Consider the following 21,015-nt stretch of genomic DNA (forward strand, 5'->3'; position numbering starts at 1 on the left):
ATGCCCTGTGTCAGTTGGGCTGCGTAAACGGCTGGCGTAGGAATGTGCCGTTCGCGCTATAAACCCCGCGATGAAATCAGTGACGAACAGTATCGCAGACCGGTCACTGAGGCTACGAGCGGGCAAACGTGACAGTTATAAGCCAGCATTATGACTCTTACATGACAGATACATTTCCTCTGAGCATGCAGGACGCTAAACCCGCTTCCTAGACGACGATTCTCTTTAGCTTGTAGGAAACTTTAACGCCGAGACACATTTCCACACTTTCCTAGATGTCTTCGGCGAGTTAGGCTGCGCGTTCATTTCGCCAGCACCCATATGATGCTCCAGCATTTTTTACAAGAATTTGGCTACTTCGCCCTTTTCCTCGGAACCTTCTTCGAAGGCGAGACGATTCTGGTCCTCGCCGGATTTCTTGCGTTCCGTGGGTACATGGACATCAACCTGGTCGTGGTGGTTGCCTTCTTCGGCAGCTACGCAGGCGACCAGCTCTGGTATTTCATGGGGCGCAAACATGGCCGCAAGTTGCTGGCACGCAAACCGCGCTGGCAGATGCTCGGTGACCGGGCCCTGGAGCATATTCGCAAGCATCCGGACATCTGGGTCTTGAGCTTCCGCTTCGTCTACGGCCTGCGCACGGTCATGCCTGTTGCCATTGGCCTGTCCGGCTATCCGCCGGGACGCTACCTGCTGCTCAACGGCATTGGCGCGGCGATCTGGGCTGCAGCGCTGGGCGCGGCTGCCTACAAGTTCGGCGCAGTGCTGGAAGGCTTGCTGGGCAACGTCAAGAAGTACGAGCTGTGGGTGCTCGGCGCGCTGCTGGTGATCGGCGGCCTGCTGTGGATCCGCCGCCGCATCAAGAACGCACGCATCGCCCGTGAGGCCAAGCTGGCCGTGCCGGCGGCGGTCGACGTCAAGGACCGGCCAGACGAGTGAAGTGCCCCCGAGCGCAATACACTGCGATTGCGCTCGCCAGGGTGTAACTGAGCAGCACAACCCACCCCAGCGCAGTGCCCGGCCACAGGCCCACCACAGGCGCCAGCGCCATCAGCGGCAGATTCGCTGCCAGGCGAACACCTTCCAGTTTCAACGCCGCCGGCCGATTCTCCAGCGCAGCGCCAAACACGAACAGCCCCAACGCGACCCACGCCCAGCCGACGATCAGCGCAGGCCACGGCAACACTTCGCCATTGGACAGCAGGTAGCTGCCCAGCAGCGTGTACAGCGAAAACTGCACCCCTATGTATACCTGCGCAGCCAGGCTCAACGGCACCTCGAATTTGCGAAACTGGGCAAGATCGGCCTTGTGCAGCGGATGACTGGCGGCAACATCCTCGGGCCGCCAACCGGTGGGCATGAACCAGATCCGCAGCTTGTCGCGCCATGAGCGAGTGCGCCGCGCATCCTGCAGCAGTTGCGCGTAGAACTGCACGTTGGCCCACAGCGGGTTCCAGCTTCGAAGGGGCGTGGTCACCCCGAAGACCGGCGGCTCGCTGTCCAGCTCCTCCTGGAAGGTGCCGAATAGCCGGTCCCAGACGATGAACACCCCGCCGTAGTTGCGATCCATGTAGACAAGGTTCTGCGCATGGTGGGCGCGATGATTGGACGGCGTGACGAAGAACCACTCGAACCAGCCAAGCTTGGGGATGTGCCGGGTATGGACCCAGAACTGGTACAGCAGGTTGAGCGACGCTACGGCCACGAACACCACCAGCGGTACACCGATCACAGCCAGCGGCAGGTAGAAGATCCAGCTCAGCAGAAAGCCGGTGCTGGTCTGGCGCAGGGCCGTGGAGAGGTTGTAGTCCTCGCTCTGGTGATGAACCGAATGCGCGGCCCACAGAATGTTGCGCTCGTGGCCCATGCGGTGCAGCCAGTAGTAGCAAAGGTCATAGAGCACAAACGCCATGACCCAGACCCACAGGCTGTCGGCAGACAGTTGCCACAGGCCCAGATGCTTGAGCGCAAAGCCATAGGTCACAAGACCCACGCCCTTGGTCAACAGACCCGTGGTGGTCGAGAGCACGCCGGTGCTCAGGCTGTTGATGGCGTCGGCGACCCGGTAGTTGCTGACCTTGCGCCAGCGGTCGGCCAGCAGTTCCACGGCAATCAGCACGAAGAAAAACGGCACTGCGTACAAAATGAAATCCATGAACGCCCCCTGCGATAAAACGTCAGAGATTAGGCCTGCCCTTGGCAAAACCCTATGGCAACAGATGACAAATTAGTAGACATTTGACGACATCACTGGCGCGGCGAGCGACTCGCCCACGCCGGGAAAACCCACGAGAGGGAGCACAGCATGAGCAAGAAAGTGGCCGTCATTCTTTCCGGTTGCGGCGTCCAGGACGGCGCGGAAATTCATGAAAGCGTGCTGACCCTGCTGCGCCTGGACCAGCGCGGCGCCGAGGTGAAATGCTTCGCGCCCAACATCGCCCAGCATCATGTGATCAACCACCTGACGGGCGAAGAAACCGGCGAAACCCGCAACGTGCTGGTCGAATCGGCCCGAATCGCCCGTGGTGCCATCGAAGATATCCGCGAGGCTGACATCACCGAGTTCGATGCGCTGATCATTCCCGGCGGCTTCGGCGCGGCGAAAAACCTGTCGAACTTTGCTGCCGAAGGCGCTAATTGCAAGGTTCAGGCAGAAGTGCTGGCCATGGCCGAAGCTTTCGCCGAGGCCGGCAAACCCATCGGACTGATCTGCGTGTCCCCGGCGCTGGCCGCGAAGATCTACGGCCCCGGCGTGACCTGCACAGTGGGCAACTGCCCGGACACCGCCGCGCAGATCACCCGGATGGGCGGCAAGCATCAGGAATGCGACGTGGCCGACATCGTCGAGGACAAAGACCGCAAACTGGTCAGCACCCCGGCCTACATGGTGGCCACGTCCATAAGCGAAGCGGCGTCAGGGATCAACAAGCTGGTGGATCGGGTGTTGGAGTTGACGCAAGAAAGCGAGGCCTGAGTCAGCTTCTACCCGTAGGAGCGCGCTTGCCCGCGATCTGGCGCGAAGCGGCAGCAAACCGGCAAACGCTCTACACCTGACGCACCGCATGCACTGGGTTTACGACTGCTTCGCAGCCGATCGCGGGCAAGCGCGCTCCTACGGCCGGAGGGCGAATCAGCCGCGGGCCAGGCGCGTGAGGATCCGGTCCAGCGAGTTGGAAAAGGCCTGCTTCTCGCGATCACCATAGGCACCCTGCCCACCCCCGACCTGCCCCTGCTCGCGCAGGTCGGTGAACAGGTTGCGCACGGCCAGACGCTCGCCCATGTTCTGCGCGTCGAACTCCTTCCCGCGCGGGTCCAGTGCAGCGACGCCCTTCTTCACCAGCCGGTCGGCCAGCGGCACGTCGCTGCAGATCACCAGTTCCCCAGGCACGGCATGCTCGACCAGGTAATCATCCGCCGCATCCGGCCCACTGGGCACCACGATCAGCTTTACCAGCGCGAACGACGGCCGTGGCACGGCCTGCCCGGCCACCAGCACCACTTCGAACTGGCGCTTGAGGGCAAATTTGACCACTTGATCCCGCGCTGCCTTGGGGCAGGCGTCGGCATCGATCCATACGCGCATAGATTCTCTCCCGATCGTAGGAGCGCGCTTGCCCGCGATGGCGGTGTGTCTGGTGACCAATACGGGTCTGACACACCGCCGTCGCGGGCAAGCGCGCTCCTACAGGTTATTCAAGCAGTCTCGGCGCGGCGTTTTTCCGCCAGCCAACTGCGCCCGTACAACAGCGCAATCGCGATCAACGCCACCGCCTGCGCCGCCAGCGAATACGCATCGGCGTGAATCCCCAGCCAGTCGAACTCGAAGAACGGCACCGGACGCGTGCCGAAGATGCCCGCCTCCTGCAACGCCTTGACCCCGTGCCCGGCGAACACCACCGACAGCGCGCACAACAACGCGGCATTGATGCTGAAGAACATCGCCAGCGGCAGTTTCGCCGAACCACGCAGGATCACCCACGCCAGGCCCACCAGCAGCACCAGTGCAGTCGCACCGCCCGCCAGCACAGCGTTGTGTCCCGCAGGCCCTGCCTGAAGCCACAGGGTTTCGTAGAACAGGATCACCTCGAACAGCTCGCGATACACCGAGAAGAATGCCAGCACCGCAAAACCGAAGCGCCCGCCGCCGCCCACCAGGCTGCTCTTGATGTAGTCCTGCCAGGCCGCCGCATGACGCCGGTCGTGCATCCACACACCCAGCCACAGCACCATGACCGCCGCAAACAGCGCCGTCGCACCTTCGAGCAGCTCACGCTGGGAGCCGCTGACGTCGATCACGTAAGCCGCCAGCGCCCAGGTGCCCAGGCCTGCCAGCAAGGCCAGCCCCCAGCCGACGTTGACGCTGCGCACCGCCGACTGCTGGCCGGTGTTGCGCAGGAACGCGAGGATCGCCGCCAGCACCAGAATCGCTTCCAGGCCTTCGCGCAGCAGGATCAGCAAGCCAGAGATGAAGCTCAGCGACGTGCTCAGGCCATCGCTGCCCAGCAAACCGGCAGATTCCTTGAGCTTGACCTTGGCCGTCTCCAGCCGCTGCGCCGCCTGTTCGGTCGGCAAGCCGTCCTGCAGTGACTGCCGATAGGCCATCAGGGCCTTCTCGGTATCCTTGCGCACGTTGGCGTCGACGTTGTCCAGCGAGCTCTCCACCAGCTCGAAGCCTTCCAGGTAAGCTGCAACCGACAGGTCATAGGCCTGCTCGCGGTCACCGGAACGGTAGGCCGCCAGGCTCTTGTCCAGCGTCGCGCTGGTGTAGTCGAGCAACTGCGCAGGGCCACGCTGAACCTGCGGCGGCTGGGCACGCTGGGCGCGGAAGGCGGCAGCGGCCTGCGGGCCTTCGGCGGCGAGCACTTCGGCCGGGGTCTGGCGGGCCAGGTCCGCGAGGTTGAAGGTCTTGACCGCTTCGGCCTTGGCGTCGGCGGTAAAGCTGGCGATGTAGGTCGCGACGTCCCAGCGCTGGCGATCATCGAGCTGATCGGCGAAGGACGGCATGTCGGTGCCTTCGATCCCCAATCCCAGCGTGCTGTAGACGTCATACAGGCTCAGGCGATCGAACCGCGCCGCGTCACGCATGTTCGCCGGCGCCGGGCTCATGCCCACCGCAGCCGGGCCATCGCCCGCCCCTGCATCACCGTGGCACACCGAGCAATACTGCGCGTACAGCGGCGCGCCACGGGCCGCGTCCGGCGTGATGATCGGCGCCTGGCTCACCTCGTAGGCCACGGCCAGTTTCGCGCCCAGCTGGCGCGCCTGGCGGGCGACCTGAGCACCGTCCTGCTTCTGCTCCACCGCTTCGAGCAGCGCCTTGGTGCCCTGGGCAAGCTCCGCCTGCTCAGCACGGGCGGGCAATGCCGCGATCAGATCCTGCACGGCGCCGAGGAACTCGACCTGTTCATGGTATTCGGCTTCATCGATGACCTTGCCGTCCGCCACCGTCGCCGGGTAATCGGCGCTGACGTAGTTGAACAGGTGCAGGGCCTGGGCGGCGCCATCGACCGAGTCGGCCCGGGTGGCCACGCTGAACAGCGTCAGCAGCGCCATGCCCAGGCAGGCCATGAAGCGTGAATGGGAAAGCATGAGTGAATCTCAAATAGGAATGCGAAGGGTTGTTATTGTTCATGTCTGCCGCCGCGCACTCAAGCGATATGGCGCGATGTGGGGGCTTTTTGCGGGAAATAGGCTCGCGATCAGGGGCCTGCGAGCGACTTTGAGCCCATTGGCAGAATTGTGAACCACTTGTCAGATGGATCCGAAACCGTTGTGAGCTATCAAAAAGCCATTGTTTTAGCCTGAGTCCTCCTTATAATCCCGGCGCACTATGGCAGACGGCCATCATCCGCCCTGCCGCTCAACCGGGCTTCCCAGCCTCTCGAACGGACCCGCCTTCACTGGCTCAATCAAGCCAGGCCGGCTTTTTTCAAGGATTGATCTTGATGTCTTCCCGCGCTCTGACTGCACTCGCGCTGATCACGGCTGTGCAACTGACCGGCTGTGCCGCGTTTCGCAACTACGACAGCGAGCTGCAACAAACCAACCAGCAGCTCACCAGCGGCAATGTCGATGGCGCGCTGACCCTGCTGGAAAAGAACAACACCGGCGAAGACAAAGACCTGCTCTATTACTTCGAGAAAGGCGAACTGCTGCGCTCCAAGGGCGACCTGGCGGGCAGCCAGGCGGCGTGGGGCCGTGCCGACCAGACGGTGATCGCCTGGGAAGACTCGGTCAAACTCGACAGCGGCAAGTACCTGGCCCAGTTCGGCAGCTACCTGGTGAACGACAAGGTTCGTCGCTACGAAGGCTACGACTACGAAAAGGTCATGCTGACCACCCAGATGGCCCTGAACCTGCTGGCCAAGAACGACTTCGAAGGCGCGCGCACCGAGATCAAGAAGACTCACGAGCGCGAGGCCGTCATCGCCGAGCTGCGTGACAAGCAGTACCTCAAGAGCGAGGACGAGGCCAAGACCCAGGGCGTCGCCACCCAGTACAAGGACCTCAAGGGTTATCCGGTCGAATCCCTCGATGCGCCGGAAGTCGTCGGCCTGAAAAACAGCTACCAGAGTGCGTTCAGCCATTACCTGGCAGGCTTTGTCTATGAAGCGCTGGGCGAGAAGGACCTGGCCGCGCCGGGTTACCGCCAGGCGGCCGAGCTGCGGCCGAACACCCCGTTGCTGGATCAGGCGCTGCTGAACCTCGACGCCGCCGGCAGCAAGAACACCGCCACCGACGGCAGCGAAGTGCTGATCGTGGTGCAGTCCGGTTTCGCCCCGGCCCGTGACTCGGTGCGCATCCCGCTGCCGCTGCCGATCAGCAACAACATCGTGATCACCCCGCTGTCGTTCCCGGTCATCAAGCCGGACAACTCCACGCCGTTCTTCAACCAGATCGGCCTGGACGGCCAGCAGGTCAACCTGACGTCGCTCAACAGCATCTCGGCGATGTCCCGCCGCGCCCTGCGTGACGACATGCCGGGCATCATCGTGCGCACCACCGTGCGCGCCATCACCCGTGGCGTGACCCAGAAGAAGCTCAACGAGACCAGCCCTCTGGCGGGCCTGGCAGTGGGCATCGCCTCGGCGGTGGTCGAAGGCGCGGACACCCGCACCTGGCGCACCCTGCCGGACAACACCCTGGTGGCCCGCATGCGCCTCAAACAGGGCGAGCATCAGGTCGTGTTGCCCTCCTCGCTGGGCGGCACCCATGTACAGGTCAAGATCGACCGCCCTTATCAAGTCGTCACCCTGCGCGCCGTCGGCAACCAGGTCTACACCGACGGCCTGGCCGCCCACGTGATCCCGTCGAGCCTGCCGCAGGCCGTGGCCGCCAACAAACCCTGACCGGAGATAGTTCATGCGTTGCAAGATTCTGGGCGTGATGGCCCTCGCCCTACTCGCCGGTTGCGCCACCCCGCCGCCGCCGGCCCCTGGCAGTGCCGCCAGCAAGGTGGTTGCCATGGGTGATCTGAAGAACATCGAGATCGGCCCGATGCGCGTTGCGCGGGAAAACGGCTTCATGACCGTCAACGTCTCGCTGCACAACACCAGCAGCTACAACAAGACGATGTACTACCGCTTCGCGTGGCTGGGCAACGACGGCTTCCCCGTTGCCGAACCCGAGGCCTGGAAGAGCCTGACGCTGTACGGCACCCAGAGCAGCTTTCTGCCGGCCATCGCCCCGGTGCCGAAGGCCACTGACTTCCGCCTTGAAGTCAAAACCCCTTAATCGCTCAACATTCGCCTGGCCCAAGAGATCCTGAACATGTTTTCCATTCGCCTCTCGCTCATCGCCGCCGTCGCCCTGCTGGCCACCGGTTGCGCCAACAACTCGCCCACCCTGGGCAGCAAGAACATCAGCTACGGCGACACCAAGGCTGTCGAAACCGTGACCAACGAATTCGGCTCGACCGACCTGCAAATGATCGCCGAGAGCATGACCCGCTCCCTGGCCCAGTCCGGCACCCTGCAAGGCCGTCCGGTGGTGCAGGTCTATGACGTGAAGAACAAGACCAGCGAGTACATCGATACCCGCGAGATCACCACCACCATCAAGACCCAGCTGATGAAGTCCGGGACCGCCCGTTTCGCCAGCGACAACACCGACATGCAGAGCCAGGTCGATCAACTGAAGCTGCAGAACCAGAGCGGCCTGTACAAGAAATCCACAGTCAGCAAGACCGGCAACATGGTCGCGGCCAAATACCGCCTGGAAGGCTCCATCAGCTCCATCGTCAAGCGCAGCAGCGACTACAAGGACGTCTTCTACAAATTCAGCCTGCAACTGATCGATGTCGAAAGCGGCATCGCTGAGTGGATGGACGAGAAAGAAATCCGCAAGACCACGGAGCGCTAAGCAATGCGTGCATGGATCGGCATTCTTGGCCTGCTGTGCGCCGTTGGCGCCCAGGCCGCCCCGAAAGTCGCGGTCACGGACATGGCCTTCGAACAGCAGGTGGAGCAGTACATCCACACGGTGTCGGCGCAGACCAGCTTCCAGGCCAACCGGTACAGTGCCAGCGGCTCGGCCAGCTACAGCGAATACGAAGCCCGCAACACCTACATCGAGCAGGGCGAGCTGCGTAAATTCAGCGGCGACATCAAGGGCGAGATTCTAAAGTCCGGGATGTTCCAGCTGGTGCAGGGCACGCCGTACACCGCAGGGTCCAAGGAGGACGTTTATGACGTCATCAAGCGGATCAAGAACGGCAATTTCAAGGGCGCCGACTACGTGCTGTTTGGCACCGTCTCGGACATCGACTTCCATCAGGACGTCAACGAGATCGCCAACACCAACGCTCACTCGGCGGTGCTGGGCCTGACGCTGGTAGGTGATTTCAGCCTGATCAACACCCGCACCTTCGAAATCACCTCGGCCTTCACGGCCATGGGCGAAGGCCAGGACACCAAGCTGGTGAACGGCAACGACCTGCGCGTCACGCCCAACCGCGGCCGCGTAGTGAAGGAAGTGTCGAAGTCGATTGGCATGGACGTCGCGCGTCAATTGCGTGAGCAACTGCGCGGTGAAGTGGAGTACTCCCAGGAGCTGCCACCGTCGCGCAACAACCTGCCCCGCGACGAAGCGCCGAAAATCCTGCGCTGAAGCAGAACGTCGGGTGATGATCCCGCAGCAGTCCGGCCGGGCGGCGCTCCGCTTGCCGGCGATGGCGCCCTTGGAATCGCTATCGCCGGCAAGCCGGACTGCTACGGTGGTGCGGTTTTCCCCGAGGCACGCCGCGCCGCACGCCTGTAGGAGCGCGCTTGCCCGCGATGGCGTCCGGTCACCAGCACATCCGGCACTGACACACCGCAGTCGCGGGCAAGCGCGCTCCTACAGGGTTATGCGCAGGGCAACTTTGCCATACACACCACGACCCTGCGGCGACCACGTTTCCTGTAGGAGTGAGCTTGCTCGCGATAACGTTATGTCTGTGATGAGTACGGTGTCTGACACACCGCTATCGCGAGCAAGCTCACTCCTACAGGTTCTTTGCCAAACTGCTGTCAGGTGTGATGCATCAACCGCCCCATGGCCAAACACCGAAAATCCTGCAGCGCGAGAGGCACGGTACGCCACGCGCCTGTAGGAGCGCGCTTGCCCGCGATGGCGTCCGGTCAGCCAGCACATCCGGCACTGACACATCGCGGTCGCGGGCAAGCGCGCTCCTACGGGGTCATGCGCGGTGCAAGGTCGCCAGGAAGGCCGCGGCACTGACGAACAAACCGGCAAAGGTGCGGTTCATGCGGCGTTGCTGCTTGGGGGTCTTGAGGGCGCGCAGCACCTTCGAGGCCAGCCCTGTGTAACCGGCCATGACGGTCAGGTCCACCGCCACCATGGTCACGGTGATGGTCAGGTACTGAGGCAGCAGCGGCAGGTGGGTGTCGATGAATTGCGGCAGGATCGCCAGCATGAACACCAGCGCCTTGGGGTTGCTGATGTTCACCAGAAAGCCCCGGGCAACCAGCGCCAGCGGCTTGCCAATCGGGCGGATGCCCGCGTTATCGGACAGGTCGGTGGGCAGCGCGCGCCATTGCTTGATGCCCAGGTACACCAGATACGCCACACCGAACCATTTGATCAGCGTGAACGCCAGCGACGAAGCCGCGAGTACCGCACCGAGCCCCGCAGCGATGATTGCGATCTGAACGATGAGCGCCAGTTGCAGCCCCAGCGCGTTCCAGTAACCGCGCCAGAAACCGTATTGCAGGCCGCTGGACATCGACGCAATGGCACCGGCTCCCGGCGAAAGACTGATGACCCAGCAGGCGGCGAAGAAGGCCAGCCATGTTTCGAGCGACATTGCGCACCTCAGGCAAGAATGTAACGTTGCCTTAACCTAAGGTTTCTGCGGCCCGAAGACCAATTATTTCTAACTGTTGCGGCGACTTGGCAGATAGCTGTGCAGGTGTGTCAGGCCTGGCCCTGTTCGCCCGCGCGCTTTTCGCCCGAGATGATCGGCGTGCCGTCATTGCCCCGCCAGCGGCGGATCGACTTCTGGAAGAACTGGCTGTTGGGCACCTGCACCAGCGTGCCGCCCAGTTCGGCCGGCTCCACCAGCGTGGTGAACATCAGGTTGATGGCCGTGACCCGGCCCTTGATGCCAGGCTTGTCGGTGGTGTCCACCAGCTCCACCACATCGCCGATGCGAAACGGCCCCATGGTGAAGATGAACACCGCACACAGCAGGTTCGACAGCACGCTCCACATGGCGAAGAACGCCACCGCAGCCACCGCGACGAACCCTGAAAGCGCCGCCCACAACACCGAGGCCGAAACCCCGAGACGACCCAGCACCGCCACCAGCGCCGTGCCCATGATGAGCCAGCGCAGGCCGCCGCGCACCATCACCAGCAGCTCCGGCGGCAGCAACGGATAGCGCTCGGCAATGCGCGTCAGGAAGCGTGCGACGAAGCGCTGCAACGTGTAGCCGATCAACAGGATCAGCAGAATCTGCAGCGTCACCAGAATCGGTTCGATCCAGTACGCCGGAACCGGCAGGGCCAACGACTCCATCAGGACAAGGCTTCCAGTTCCGCCTGCATCGACTCCAGCAGCTCCAGCGCCTCCATCCAGGCCTCCTCCACTTCCGACTCCCGAGCTTTCAGCTTGGCCTGCTCGGCCAGCAGATCACGCAGCTTGTCTTTGTTGGCGGCCTCATAGATCGCGCTGTCGCCGAGGGACGCTTCGACCTTCGCCAGTTTCTCGTGAAGGGTGTTGAGCTCTTTTTCCAGCTTCTCGGCTTCACGCTTGTGCGGAGCCAATTGCTGACGCAACGCAGCTGCCTGCTGACGCTGGGCCTTCTTGTCAGTCTTGTCGGCATTGACCGGGGTGTTGCTCACCGGTGCATTGCGTTGACGGTAATCGGCCAGCCAGCGGGTGTAGTCGTCCAGGTCGCCGTCGAACTCCTCGACCACGCCATCGGCTACCAGCAGGAAGTTGTCCGTGGTGCTCTTGAGCAGGTGGCGGTCGTGGGAAACCACTAGCACCGCACCGCCGAACTCCTGCAAAGCCATGGTCAGCGCCAGGCGCATTTCCAGGTCCAGGTGGTTGGTCGGTTCGTCGAGCAGCAACAGGTTCGGCTTGTCCCAGGCGATCAAGGCCAGGGCCAGGCGGGCCTTCTCACCACCGGAGAAATTGAGCACCGGCTCTTCAAGGCGCGCGCCCCGGAAGTCGAAACCGCCGAGGAAATCGCGCAGGGTCTGCTCGCGCTCGGTCGGGGCGATGCGCTGCAAATGCAGCAATGGGCTTGCCTTGGCGTCCAGCGAATCGAGCTGGTGCTGGGCGAAGTAGCCGACCGTGGTGTTCTCGCCCCGGTACAGGCGCCCGCTCAAGGGCTCAAGCTCGCCAGCGAGGTTCTTGATCAGCGTGGATTTACCGGCACCGTTAGGGCCCAACAGACCGATTCGCGCGCCAGGCGTCAGTTGCAGCTTGACCTTCTGCAGGATGGCCTTGTCGCCATAACCCAGGCGGGCGTCCGACAGGTCCAGCAGCGGGCTCGAGATCTTGTCCGACTCGCGGAACGAGAAGTTGAACGGCGAATCCACATGGGCCGCCGACAGCTCTTCCATCCGCTCCAGCGCCTTGATCCGGCTCTGGGCCTGACGGGCCTTGGTGGCCTGGGCTTTGAAGCGGGCGATGTACTTTTCCATGTGCGCGCGCTGCGCCTGCTGCTTCTCGAAGGCTTGCTGCTGCTGAGCCAGACGCTCGGCGCGAGCCCGTTCGAAGGCGCTGTAGCCGCCGCGGTACAGGGTGATTTTCTTCTGTTCGACGTGGGCGATGTGATCGACCACCGAATCGAGGAAGTCGCGGTCGTGGGAAATCAGCAGCAGTGTGCCCGGATAGCCCTTGAGCCAGTCTTCAAGCCAGAGAATGGCGTCCAGATCCAGGTGGTTGGTCGGTTCGTCGAGCAGCAACAGATCCGACGGACACATCAAGGCCTGCGCCAGATTCAGACGCATCCGCCAGCCGCCGGAGAAACTTCCGACCTGCCGTTCCATCTGATCGTTAGTGAAGCCCAGGCCTGCGAGCAATTTGCGCGCGCGGGCGTCGGCGGTATAACCGTCGGCGCTGTCGAGTTCAGAGTGCAGGCGAGCCTGGGCTGCGCCGTCGTGGGCAGCCTCGGCGGCAGCCAGCTCATTTTGTACCTGGCGCAGACGGATATCGCCGTCCAGGACGTAGTCCACCGCCAGGCGCTCAAGGGTATCGACCTCTTGGCGCATGTGGGCGATACGCCAGTCGGCGGGCAACGAGCAATCACCGTTATCGGGTGACAGCTCCCCGCGCAACAGGGCGAACAGGCTGGATTTGCCGGCGCCATTGGCGCCGATCAGGCCGGCTTTCTGGCCGGCGTGCAGGGTCAGCTCGGCGTCTTCTAGCAGACGTTGCGGACCACGCTGTAAGGTGAGGCTTTGAAGTCGGATCATAATGGCGGCGGAGTCTACCAGCTTCGTCCAGAACGGGTAGATGACTATGCATGCAGACCTATGGAGTTTCACTCTGGATTTTTACGCACGCCCCGGTGTTGAACAGGCGTGTCTGGCGCTGCAAGCCCACGGCGGCAATGTCTGCGCGCTGTTGTGTGGCGTCTGGCTGGACCAGAACCGCACCCCTTTCGATAGCGCGCGTGCAGGACAAATCAGACAATTGGCGTCGCCCTGGCACGATCAGGTGGTAGGACCGTTGCGCGCGCTGCGCACGCAGTGGAAAAGCGCAGCCGCCACCGATGAAGAACTGGGCGCGTTACGTGAACGTTTGAAGGTGCTGGAACTGGATGCCGAGCGAGAGTTGCTGGTCAGGCTGCAACGGTTGATTCAGGACTGGCCTGAGCGAGGCGCGCAAAGGACTGGCGCCTGGCTGGAAGCGCTCGCGGGGGACGCCGCGCACCATGCCCCGGACGCGCTGCAGATTCTGCAGCACGCCGGGGAGGACATCACTTAGGAAGCGCTGCCTGGCGTCGAACCCGATGCAGGGGTCGCTGCGGGGGTCGCAGGCGCTACCGAAGCGGCTGGCGCGGTGGCCTGAGTCGATGCTGCCGGAGCAGGTGTCGCAGGCTTGGCGGCTGCCGGTGTCGCAGGTTTTGCGGCTGGTTTTGCAGCTGGCTTGGCTGCAGGTTTTGCAGCAGCTGGCTTGGCGGCGGCTGGTTTGGCCGCAGGCTTTGCAGCAGCTGGCTTGGCAGCGACCGGTTTGGCAGCAGGTTTGGCAGCGGCTGGCTTGGCTGCGGTCTTGGCGGCAGCCGGTTTCGCGGCAGGCTTGGCAGCAGCAGCGGCGGCAGGCTTGGCGGCCGGTTTTGCAGCGGCAGTCCTGGCTGGAGCCTTGGCGGCAACCGGAGCTTTTGCAGCCGGTTTGGCGGCAGGCTTGCTCGCAGCTTTGGCAGCGACAGGCGCCTTGGCAGCAGCAGGTTTGGCGGCGGCGGTTTTAGCAGCAGGTTTGGCTGCAGCTTTCACCGGGGCCTTGGCCACAGGTTTTGCAGCGGCTTTGACCGGCGCTTTCGCAGCGGCGGCTTTGGCAGGTGCCTTGGCAGTAGCGGCTTGGGCAGCAGGTTTTGCAGCTGGCTTGGCGGCTGGTTTCGCGGCAGCCTTGGCAGCAGGTTTAGCCGCAACCTTGGTCGGTGCCTTCGCTGCACGGTCGCTCAACGCCTTGCCCACGGCTTCCTTCACACGGCCAACACCCTGCGCCAGCTTCAGGCTTTCCTGAGCGTCGCGCTTGAGGTTCTGGATGTAGGTGCGGGTTTCGGTCTGGCGATCTTTCAGCGCATCGAGCAACGCTTCAAGTTCATCGACGCCGGCCTTGGCCTTGGCCTGCGCCTTGGCTTTGCCGGCAGTGGCGGCGTCTTGCAGTTTGGTGCGCGACTTGTGCAGTTTTTCCTGCGCCTTGCCGCGTTGTTTTTCAAGCTTGGCGAGCAACTTCTCGGCGTCAGCCAAAGCTGTGGAACAGGCATTTTCGAGATGTTCGAGCAAGCTGCTCGAGAGTTGTTGGAGCAAATGCAACGGAGTGTTTACTGGCTTCTTGTTGGCCGACATGACTTTCCTCCTGACTGATTTGAATGCGGCTCATACTAGACCTCTGCCCGCTACGCCGCTAGGGCATCTTGACACTACAAATTAAGGTCTGTTGCACGTTCGCCAAAATCCCTTCACAACAGCATCACATTCGGACCCCGGCGCTGGCATAATCGCCACTCCCCAGGCCGGAGAGCATTCATGTCGCGCTACCTGTTTATGTCGTTGTTCCTCTTGGTACCCCTTGCTCACGCGACCGATGCCCCACCCTCCGACAATGCCCATGACCTGGCGTACAGCCTGGGCGCGAGCCTGGGTGAACGCCTGCGCCAGGAGGCGCCGGACCTGCAGTTGCCGGCGCTGATCGAAGGCCTGCAACAGGCGTATCAGAACAAGCCGCTGGCGATAAAACAGGAACGCATGGAGCAGATCCTCAGCGACCACGACGCAGCGCTCACGCAAGCTGAAAATTCCGGCCAGTCCGAGCCGCAGACCGAAGCTGCACTCAAGGAAGAGCGCCGGTTCATGGACAGCGAGAGAGCCAAGCCGGGTGTGCGCCAGCTTGCCGACGGCATCCTGATGACCGAGCTGACACCCGGTTCAGGCCCCAAGCCCGACATCAACGGTCGCGTGCAGGTGAAGTACGTCGGACGCCTGCCTGACGGCACGATCTTCGACCAGAACCCGCAGCCTCAGTGGTTCCGCCTGGACAGCGTGATTGCCGGCTGGACCACGGCGCTGGCCGACATGCCGGTCGGTGCCAAATGGCGCCTGGTGATTCCATCCGCGCAAGCCTACGGGGCCGAAGGCGCAGGCGACCTGATCGATCCGTTCACTCCGCTGGTGTTCGAAATCGAGCTGCTCGGGGTCTCCCAGTAACAGTAAAACCAAGCAACAAAAAAGGGTGCTCGAAGGCACCCTTTTTTACATCAGACCGACTCAGGCCTGGGCTGTAGCCGACTCGCTGTGAGCCGTGTGCAGCACTTCGATCAGGCAATCCTCGAGCTCGAACCGCTCATGGAGCAGGCCACCCAGCTCCTTGAATTTTTCCGCGACGCATTTGCCTTCATCACACAGATCGTTGAAGGCCAGAAGCTTTTCGGTGATGACGTCGATGCGGGGATAGATCGTGTCGGCGAGTTCAAGACCGCGCTTATCGTTGAACGCCTTGGCCTCGCCCGTCAGTTGCTCGTAGATTTCGAAATGACCGGCCGAGACATAATCGACCAGGGTGCCGCAGAATTCCTGCAGCTGCTTGGTGGTTTCCGACAAGGCATGGGGCTCTGCACCCAGAACATCGTAAGCCTTGATAAGCTCGGCGCGCTCCAGCAACCAGCGATCGATCAGCTTGTGAACTCCGCCCCAGCGTTCCTGAGCATTCTGACAACTTTCCAGCATGATGTTCTCTCTTCCCTTCAGGGGCACGCTGCCTGAAATCGCTTGGCGATCCGGCCTGATGCTTATGAAAACCGGCTCTGAAAAACGTCGACAGCAGCCTAAATCCGATGACGCGTGCGGCCCAGATTATGCCCGCTCGACCAGGCCTTCAAGGTACGTCGCCGATAAAGTTCATACAAGCGTTTAATCCGCCGACCCCACATCCATTGATCTGAACGGGCGAAATTCGATTACCAGGTAGTACAGCGCAAACAGACCAAGCCCCGAAAAAACCAGCAGGCTCCACTCCGGCGCACTGATCCCCAGAAGCGACCAGGTGATTTCCGAGCACCCCGCGCCACCGACGAGAATCAGGTAGACGACCTTCCAGAAAGGCTGGGAGTCGAGCAGGTATTGCAGGTTTTCGGCACAGGAAGCGGGGACGTCCACCGGCAGGTCTTGCAACCACACTTGCCGCGCCGCGACCGCGGCGCCTGCCAGCGCAAAGACGAACAGAGCCCCGGAGTAGACGCGCCAACCATTCATGCCGGGCTTGTGCAATACCGCAATCAGGCACAGACCCGAGCAGATCAGCAACAGACCACGCTGCAGGAAACACAGCGGGCAAGGTGCGCCTAACGCGACGCGCTCAAGATAGAAAGCAGCTCCCACGACCGATGCGCAGGCGAGGAACGCCAGGAAAAACAGAGAGCGCGTGCGGGCCAGATGCATGGAAAATCCGTAACAAAAGACGAAGGCGGCTACGGTAGAGGAAAGGCGGACCCGCTTTCAAGGCGGCCAGAGGAGGATATTTCCTTCATTGCGTAGGGATTTCCGGATTCCAACGATAGGAATTTGAACTGCCACTCTGCTCATTCATGGCAAGGCTTATAGCAATTAGGGAAACGTCCTACACCAAGCGCCGCGAAGACAGCAAAAAGGCCCGAACACGGGCCTTTTGCGGTGACAGCGAAGCAAAGGTCAGGCGCGGGCGAGAGCAGGCAGCGGACGCGCCAATAAACGCTCATCCAGCAGGCCAAGCCCTTCTTGAAACAGCTGGTTGCTGCGGTCGGTTTCACCCAGTTGCCCAAGAAGCCGGGCAAGCTCGGCACAGGCTTCAGGGTTGCGCTGCAGCCTGAGGCTCGCCTCCAGATAGTCCCGCGCCTTGCCCCACAGGCTGCCTTGCAGGCACAGACGGCCCAGGGTCAGCAGCAGACCCGGATCGTCGGAATGGCCCTTGAGCCAGCCCTCGGCGGTTTGCAGTTGCCGGGCCGGATCGTTGCCTCGAACCAGGCCGTACAACCGCGCCAGATGGCTGTTGTAGTCGCGTTTCATGGCGGTGCGCAGCACCTCTTCGGCCTGGGCATCGGCGCCGTGGCGACGCAACTGTTCGGCGTACGCCAGAATGAGCGCAGGCTCCTGGCGCTGGGCCGAGGTCAGTTGCTGCCAGGCCTGTTCCAGCGCTGGCAGGCCAGCGGCCTCGGATTCGTTTCCAGTCGGGCGGTACGCAGCCAGCGAAAGGTTCTCGCCCCAGGCACGCTTTTCCAGTTCCGCCAGTTCCTGGGCAGGCAGGACCTTGTCCTTGCGCAGTTCAGGCATCAGGCGAATCAGCTCGGACCACTCGCCGCGCTGGCGATACAGACGCTGCAATTGGCGCAGCACCTGCGGGTTGTGCGGATGACGCTCCTGCATCGCTTGCAGGGTCGAGAGCGCACCATCGCTGTCACCACGGTCGAGTTGCAACTGGGCGTGGTTCAGGGCAATGGCCAGCTCGGCGTGCGGCTGACGCTCCAGGGCGCGCTCCAGCAGGTTGTCGCTGTCCTCGTAACGACCCTGTTCATTGGCTGCACGCGCTGCGCCCAGGTAGAACTGCAAAGGCTGCGGCTCGGCTTCGGCGGCGCGGCTCAGGTGCTTCTGCGCGCTGGCCCAGCGACCTTCGGCCAGGTCCATCTGCCCCTGCTCGATAGCGTTCTGTACGCGACGGCTGCGGTTACGTCGGGACCACGGATTGACCACCCCGCCCGAGGTGGTCAGCAACGTCACCAAGCCGCGCACGATCCAGATCAGTAAACCGATTGCCACCAGCAAGCCCAGCGCCGCCCACAGGCTGGATTCGTAGCGGAAACTGTCGTAGGCGATGAGCACGTAACCCGCATGGCGGGAGATGGCCAGCCCCACCAGCGCCGCCACCACGATCAGTACGAAGACGATCACATAGGCGCGCTTCATGGCTTGCTCCCGGACTGCGCTCCGTCAGCCGGCTGCTCCAGCGCGCCGCCCACTGGTTTGTGGCGCTGCTCAAGATACGCCTGCACGGCGCCCAGGCTCTGGGTCAGGTCCGGGGTCATGACGGAGACGGGCTGTTTGGCCAGTTCATCCAGGCGCTCGCCCAGCACTTTGCTCTGCGGGTTGTCCTGATTGAAGTTCGCGTCCAGTACGCTGCGCGCTTCGGCCACGGCCTTGCTGTAGACCGGCGCCTCACCGTTGAGGGCGGCCCACTGAGCCTGCTCCAGCGCCAGGCTCAGGGCCAGGCGAACCTGGGTCAGGCTTTCGCCTGCCAGCAACGGACGGATGTTTTTATCGGCGTTGAAATCGATGCGGATGTACTGGGAAATCTTGTCCCACCACTTGGCCCAATAGCTGTCTTCGCTGCCATCGGTAAGGCCGAGCAGCGACTGGCCCTTGTCCTTGTACTCAGGCGCCAGCGCATTGAGTTGCACCGCCTGCTCACGCAGCGCGGCCAGTTGCAGAAACAGCCCGGTGCGGTCCGGTTGATCGACGCTGCGCAGCGCCGCCAGGCTCTTGGCCAATTGCTCGCGGGCAGCGTAGGCACCCGGATCGTCCTGCTCGCGCAGGATTTCATCGGCGCCCTGCACCAGCGCCTGAGCGCTGTTGATGTCCTGCAACGCAGACAACCGCAGGCTGGCCAGGCGCAGCAAGTGCTCGGCTTCGGCCAGGCGCCAGTCCTTGCGGCTGGCGCCGAGCACGGTTTCCAGACGCTGACTCAGGCGCTGCTGGTCGCCCTGAAGCTGGGTGACCAGACGGCGGCGGTCTTCCAGCTCCGCGGCAGGCGGCAGTTGCGCCAGGCGCGCGGCCAGTTGCTCTTCGCTCTGCTTGAGGCTTTGGGTCTGGGCAGTAATGTCCTGCAACTGCCCGGACTGCTGCTGGTGGCCGGCCTGGATCGCTCGAAGCTGCCAGACACTCCAGCCACCGACGGCAACGCCTGCCGCGCCCAGCAGTAACGCCAGTACAGCCAGCCCCGTAGCGGAGCGACGATGGGAAGGTTCTTTTTGCGCTGGACCTTGCAACGGCTCAGGTTTGGCCATTACCGGTTCAACGTCATCTTTGGGCAAGACTGTTTCGCTCACGTATCCATCCTGTGCATTTGGGCGCAATCGCGTCGTACGACTCGTCGATCATTACGCCTGAGAGGCAGGTTCGGGTTGTTCCCGCAACGCTGCCAGCAAGGCCGCGGCACTCGCGCCACGACAGTCCACTACGCTCTGAGCCCCGGCTTCACGGGCAAGTTCTGCGACCCTGGGGCTCGGTACGAATAAAGGCAACCGCGCCACTTGCGGCCAGGCATCGCCCGCAAGCTGACGCAGATGTTCAAAACCCTGTCCACTGCTGACCACCAGCCCGTTCAGGCGTTCCGCCTCGACTCGTTGTTGCAGGACGAACGCCGGGTACTGCGGCAACGAGCGACGGTACAGCGGCAGATAATCGACAGCAACTCCCTGCTCACGCAGCTGCTCGGCCAGCCATTCGCGGCCGTCTTCGCCGCGCATGATCAGCACTTTGGGATCGTAGCCAGAAATGGCGGCTTGCAGTTGCGGCAGAGCGACCAGCGCTTCGCTGTCATCGCCCTGCTCGGGGTAGAACACCCGCAGGCCGTAGTCATCGAGAATCTGCGCGGTGGCGGCACCCACTGCAAACCAGTCCTGCATCGGCGGTTGCGGCCAGACTTCATCGACCAGTTCCAGCCCCAGCCGGGCCGCAGGCTTGCTGACCACGATCACCGCGCAGTACGCGGCGAGGTTGTAGATGATCGAGCGATTTTCTTCCGAAACCGGCAACGGCTGGATGTCCAGAAGCGGCAGGCTGCTGCTGAAAATGCCTTCTTCGGCCAGGGTCAGGGCCAGTGCCTGGGACTCCTCGGCCGGACGCGTCAGCAGCAGGCGCCAGCCCTTCACTCCTCGCCCGCCTCGCCGTACACCGCCTTGAGGATCTGCGCAGCGCCCTGCTCCAGCAGCGCTTCGGCCACCTGTACGCCCAAGCCTTGCGCATCTGCCAGCGGTGCTCGCGCTTCGGCGTGAAGCAACAGGCTGCCGGCAGGGTCGCCCACCAGGCCACGCAGCCACAGATGGTTGTTTTCCAGCACGGCGTAGCAGGCAATCGGGACCTGGCAGCCGCCATTGAGGTGCTTGTTCAGCGCACGTTCTGCGGTGACGCGCACGGCGGTGTCGATGTGGTGCAGTGGCGCCAGCAAGGCATGAAGCTCGGTGTCGGCAGTGCGGCACTCGATGCCCACGGCACCCTGGCCACCGGCGGGCAGGCTGTCCTCGACGCTGATCGCCGAGGTGATGCGGTCTTCGAAGCCAAGGCGAATCAGGCCGGCGGCGGCGAGGATGATCGCGTCGTATTCACCGGCATCGAGCTTGGCCAGACGCGTGTTGACGTTGCCGCGCAGGAAATGGATTTTCAGGTCGGGACGGCGCGCCAGCAACTGGGCCTGACGACGCAGGCTGGACGTACCGACGATGCTGCCCGCAGGCAGGTCATCGAGGCTTGCGAAGGAGTTGGACACGAACGCATCGCGCGGATCTTCTCGCTCACAGATGCAGAACAGGCCCAGCCCCTGGGGGAAATCCATCGGCACGTCTTTCATGGAGTGCACGGCGATGTCCGCTTCGTTTTCCAGCAGGGCGGTTTCCAGCTCCTTGACGAACAGGCCCTTGCCGCCGATTTTCGACAACGGGGAGTCCAGCAGCTTGTCGCCACGGCTGACCATCGGAACCAGGGACACGGTCAGGCCTGGGTGGGCCTGTTCCAGGCGAGCCTTGACGTACTCGGCCTGCCAGAGGGCCAGCGCGCTTTTGCGGGTGGCGATGCGGATTTCGCGAAGGGACATGGA

General features: G+C 62.9%; 21 protein-coding genes. 8 read left to right on the forward strand and 13 right to left on the reverse strand.

Features of this window, described 5'->3' with window-relative positions; translation table 11 throughout:
* Positions 1-321 precede the first annotated feature (321 nt).
* Positions 322-939, forward strand: a complete 618-nt coding sequence (locus ACIPOO_RS09255; protein ID WP_274133032.1) for a DedA family protein — start codon at positions 322-324, stop codon at positions 937-939.
* On the opposite strand, the gene ACIPOO_RS09260 is transcribed toward ACIPOO_RS09255, so the two are convergent.
* Complete coding sequence (locus ACIPOO_RS09260; protein ID WP_274133033.1) at positions 917-2,155, reverse strand: sterol desaturase family protein; 1,239 nt, start codon at positions 2,153-2,155, stop codon at positions 917-919. The genes ACIPOO_RS09255 and ACIPOO_RS09260 overlap by 23 nt on opposite strands.
* Positions 2,156-2,305: 150 nt before the next feature.
* Between ACIPOO_RS09260 and elbB the strand changes: the two genes are divergently transcribed.
* Positions 2,306-2,974 (forward strand): isoprenoid biosynthesis glyoxalase ElbB, encoded by a 669-nt coding sequence (elbB, locus tag ACIPOO_RS09265; RefSeq protein ID WP_400606054.1) that lies wholly within the window; start codon positions 2,306-2,308, stop codon positions 2,972-2,974.
* A gap of 156 nt (positions 2,975-3,130) precedes the next feature.
* Here the strand turns inward: elbB and ACIPOO_RS09270 are convergent, their stop codons facing one another.
* Together ACIPOO_RS09270 and ACIPOO_RS09275 are read right to left on the reverse strand one after the other, a co-directional pair.
* Positions 3,131-3,583: a YaiI/YqxD family protein gene (locus ACIPOO_RS09270; protein WP_274133035.1), complete on the reverse strand. Its 453-nt coding sequence runs from the start codon at positions 3,581-3,583 to the stop codon at positions 3,131-3,133.
* A gap of 110 nt (positions 3,584-3,693) precedes the next feature.
* Positions 3,694-5,589: an FTR1 family protein gene (locus tag ACIPOO_RS09275; protein WP_400606056.1), complete on the reverse strand. Its 1,896-nt coding sequence runs from the start codon at positions 5,587-5,589 to the stop codon at positions 3,694-3,696.
* A gap of 356 nt (positions 5,590-5,945) precedes the next feature.
* Here ACIPOO_RS09275 and ACIPOO_RS09280 point away from each other — a divergent pair, with 356 nt between their 5' ends.
* The 4 genes from ACIPOO_RS09280 to ACIPOO_RS09295 are packed head-to-tail and all read left to right on the forward strand — an operon-like array spanning position 5,946 to position 9,108.
* Positions 5,946-7,349, forward strand: a complete 1,404-nt coding sequence (locus tag ACIPOO_RS09280; RefSeq protein ID WP_400606058.1) for a COG3014 family protein — start codon at positions 5,946-5,948, stop codon at positions 7,347-7,349.
* A gap of 13 nt (positions 7,350-7,362) precedes the next feature.
* Positions 7,363-7,734, forward strand: a complete 372-nt coding sequence (locus ACIPOO_RS09285) for a YcfL family protein (RefSeq protein ID WP_274133038.1) — start codon at positions 7,363-7,365, stop codon at positions 7,732-7,734.
* 36 nt (positions 7,735-7,770) lie between these two features.
* On the forward strand, positions 7,771-8,361 hold the full coding sequence (lpoB, locus tag ACIPOO_RS09290) for a penicillin-binding protein activator LpoB (protein ID WP_274133039.1): 591 nt from the start codon (positions 7,771-7,773) through the stop codon (positions 8,359-8,361).
* 3 nt (positions 8,362-8,364) lie between these two features.
* The gene (locus ACIPOO_RS09295) at positions 8,365-9,108 is read left to right on the forward strand and encodes a penicillin-binding protein activator LpoB (RefSeq protein WP_400606060.1); all 744 of its coding nucleotides are present in this window, start codon (positions 8,365-8,367) and stop codon (positions 9,106-9,108) included.
* A gap of 571 nt (positions 9,109-9,679) precedes the next feature.
* On the opposite strand, the gene ACIPOO_RS09300 is transcribed toward ACIPOO_RS09295, so the two are convergent.
* From ACIPOO_RS09300 to ACIPOO_RS09310, 3 genes are all read right to left on the reverse strand, one after another.
* The gene (locus ACIPOO_RS09300) at positions 9,680-10,306 is read right to left on the reverse strand and encodes a LysE family transporter (RefSeq protein WP_400606062.1); all 627 of its coding nucleotides are present in this window, start codon (positions 10,304-10,306) and stop codon (positions 9,680-9,682) included.
* A 110-nt stretch (positions 10,307-10,416) separates the two neighbouring features.
* Complete coding sequence (locus ACIPOO_RS09305; protein ID WP_400606065.1) at positions 10,417-11,019, reverse strand: mechanosensitive ion channel domain-containing protein; 603 nt, start codon at positions 11,017-11,019, stop codon at positions 10,417-10,419.
* Positions 11,019-12,929: an ATP-binding cassette domain-containing protein gene (locus ACIPOO_RS09310; protein WP_400606067.1), complete on the reverse strand. Its 1,911-nt coding sequence runs from the start codon at positions 12,927-12,929 to the stop codon at positions 11,019-11,021. Before ACIPOO_RS09310 ends, ACIPOO_RS09305 begins: the two co-directional genes overlap by 1 nt.
* A 46-nt stretch (positions 12,930-12,975) precedes the next feature.
* On the opposite strand from ACIPOO_RS09310, the gene ACIPOO_RS09315 reads away from it, so the two are divergent.
* Positions 12,976-13,443, forward strand: a complete 468-nt coding sequence (locus tag ACIPOO_RS09315; RefSeq protein WP_400606363.1) for a TIGR02444 family protein — start codon at positions 12,976-12,978, stop codon at positions 13,441-13,443.
* Here the strand turns inward: ACIPOO_RS09315 and ACIPOO_RS09320 are convergent.
* A complete protein-coding gene (locus ACIPOO_RS09320; protein WP_400606069.1) occupies positions 13,440-14,525 on the reverse strand; it encodes an AlgP family protein in 1,086 nt (361 codons plus the stop codon). The genes ACIPOO_RS09315 and ACIPOO_RS09320 overlap by 4 nt on opposite strands.
* A gap of 180 nt (positions 14,526-14,705) precedes the next feature.
* Here ACIPOO_RS09320 and ACIPOO_RS09325 point away from each other — a divergent pair, with 180 nt between their 5' ends.
* Complete coding sequence (locus ACIPOO_RS09325; protein ID WP_274133046.1) at positions 14,706-15,383, forward strand: FKBP-type peptidyl-prolyl cis-trans isomerase; 678 nt, start codon at positions 14,706-14,708, stop codon at positions 15,381-15,383.
* Positions 15,384-15,443: 60 nt separating this feature from the next.
* Here the strand turns inward: ACIPOO_RS09325 and rsd are convergent, their stop codons facing one another.
* The 6 genes from rsd to hemC all read right to left on the reverse strand — a co-directional run bounded on the left by rsd (position 15,444) and on the right by hemC (position 21,012).
* Complete coding sequence (gene rsd / locus ACIPOO_RS09330) at positions 15,444-15,902, reverse strand: sigma D regulator (protein WP_400606365.1); 459 nt, start codon at positions 15,900-15,902, stop codon at positions 15,444-15,446.
* A 183-nt stretch (positions 15,903-16,085) separates the two neighbouring features.
* Positions 16,086-16,613, reverse strand: coding sequence for a disulfide bond formation protein B (locus ACIPOO_RS09335; protein WP_274133048.1), 528 nt, complete (start codon positions 16,611-16,613; stop codon positions 16,086-16,088).
* Between the two features lie 249 nt (positions 16,614-16,862).
* Positions 16,863-18,110, reverse strand: a complete 1,248-nt coding sequence (locus ACIPOO_RS09340; RefSeq protein WP_400606073.1) for a heme biosynthesis protein HemY — start codon at positions 18,108-18,110, stop codon at positions 16,863-16,865.
* Entirely contained in the window at positions 18,107-19,249 is a 1,143-nt protein-coding gene (locus tag ACIPOO_RS09345; RefSeq protein ID WP_400606075.1) for a uroporphyrinogen-III C-methyltransferase, read from the reverse strand. The genes ACIPOO_RS09340 and ACIPOO_RS09345 overlap by 4 nt, the downstream gene beginning before the upstream one ends.
* A gap of 51 nt (positions 19,250-19,300) precedes the next feature.
* Positions 19,301-20,074 (reverse strand): uroporphyrinogen-III synthase, encoded by a 774-nt coding sequence (locus ACIPOO_RS09350; RefSeq protein ID WP_400606078.1) that lies wholly within the window; start codon positions 20,072-20,074, stop codon positions 19,301-19,303.
* On the reverse strand, positions 20,071-21,012 hold the full coding sequence (gene hemC, locus ACIPOO_RS09355) for a hydroxymethylbilane synthase (protein WP_400606081.1): 942 nt from the start codon (positions 21,010-21,012) through the stop codon (positions 20,071-20,073). Before hemC ends, ACIPOO_RS09350 begins: the two co-directional genes overlap by 4 nt.
* Between the last annotated feature and the right edge of the window lie 3 nt (positions 21,013-21,015).

It is taken from the genome of Pseudomonas sp. NPDC090201, from assembly GCF_044746825.1.
Classification (GTDB): domain Bacteria; phylum Pseudomonadota; class Gammaproteobacteria; order Pseudomonadales; family Pseudomonadaceae; genus Aquipseudomonas; species Aquipseudomonas putida_AD.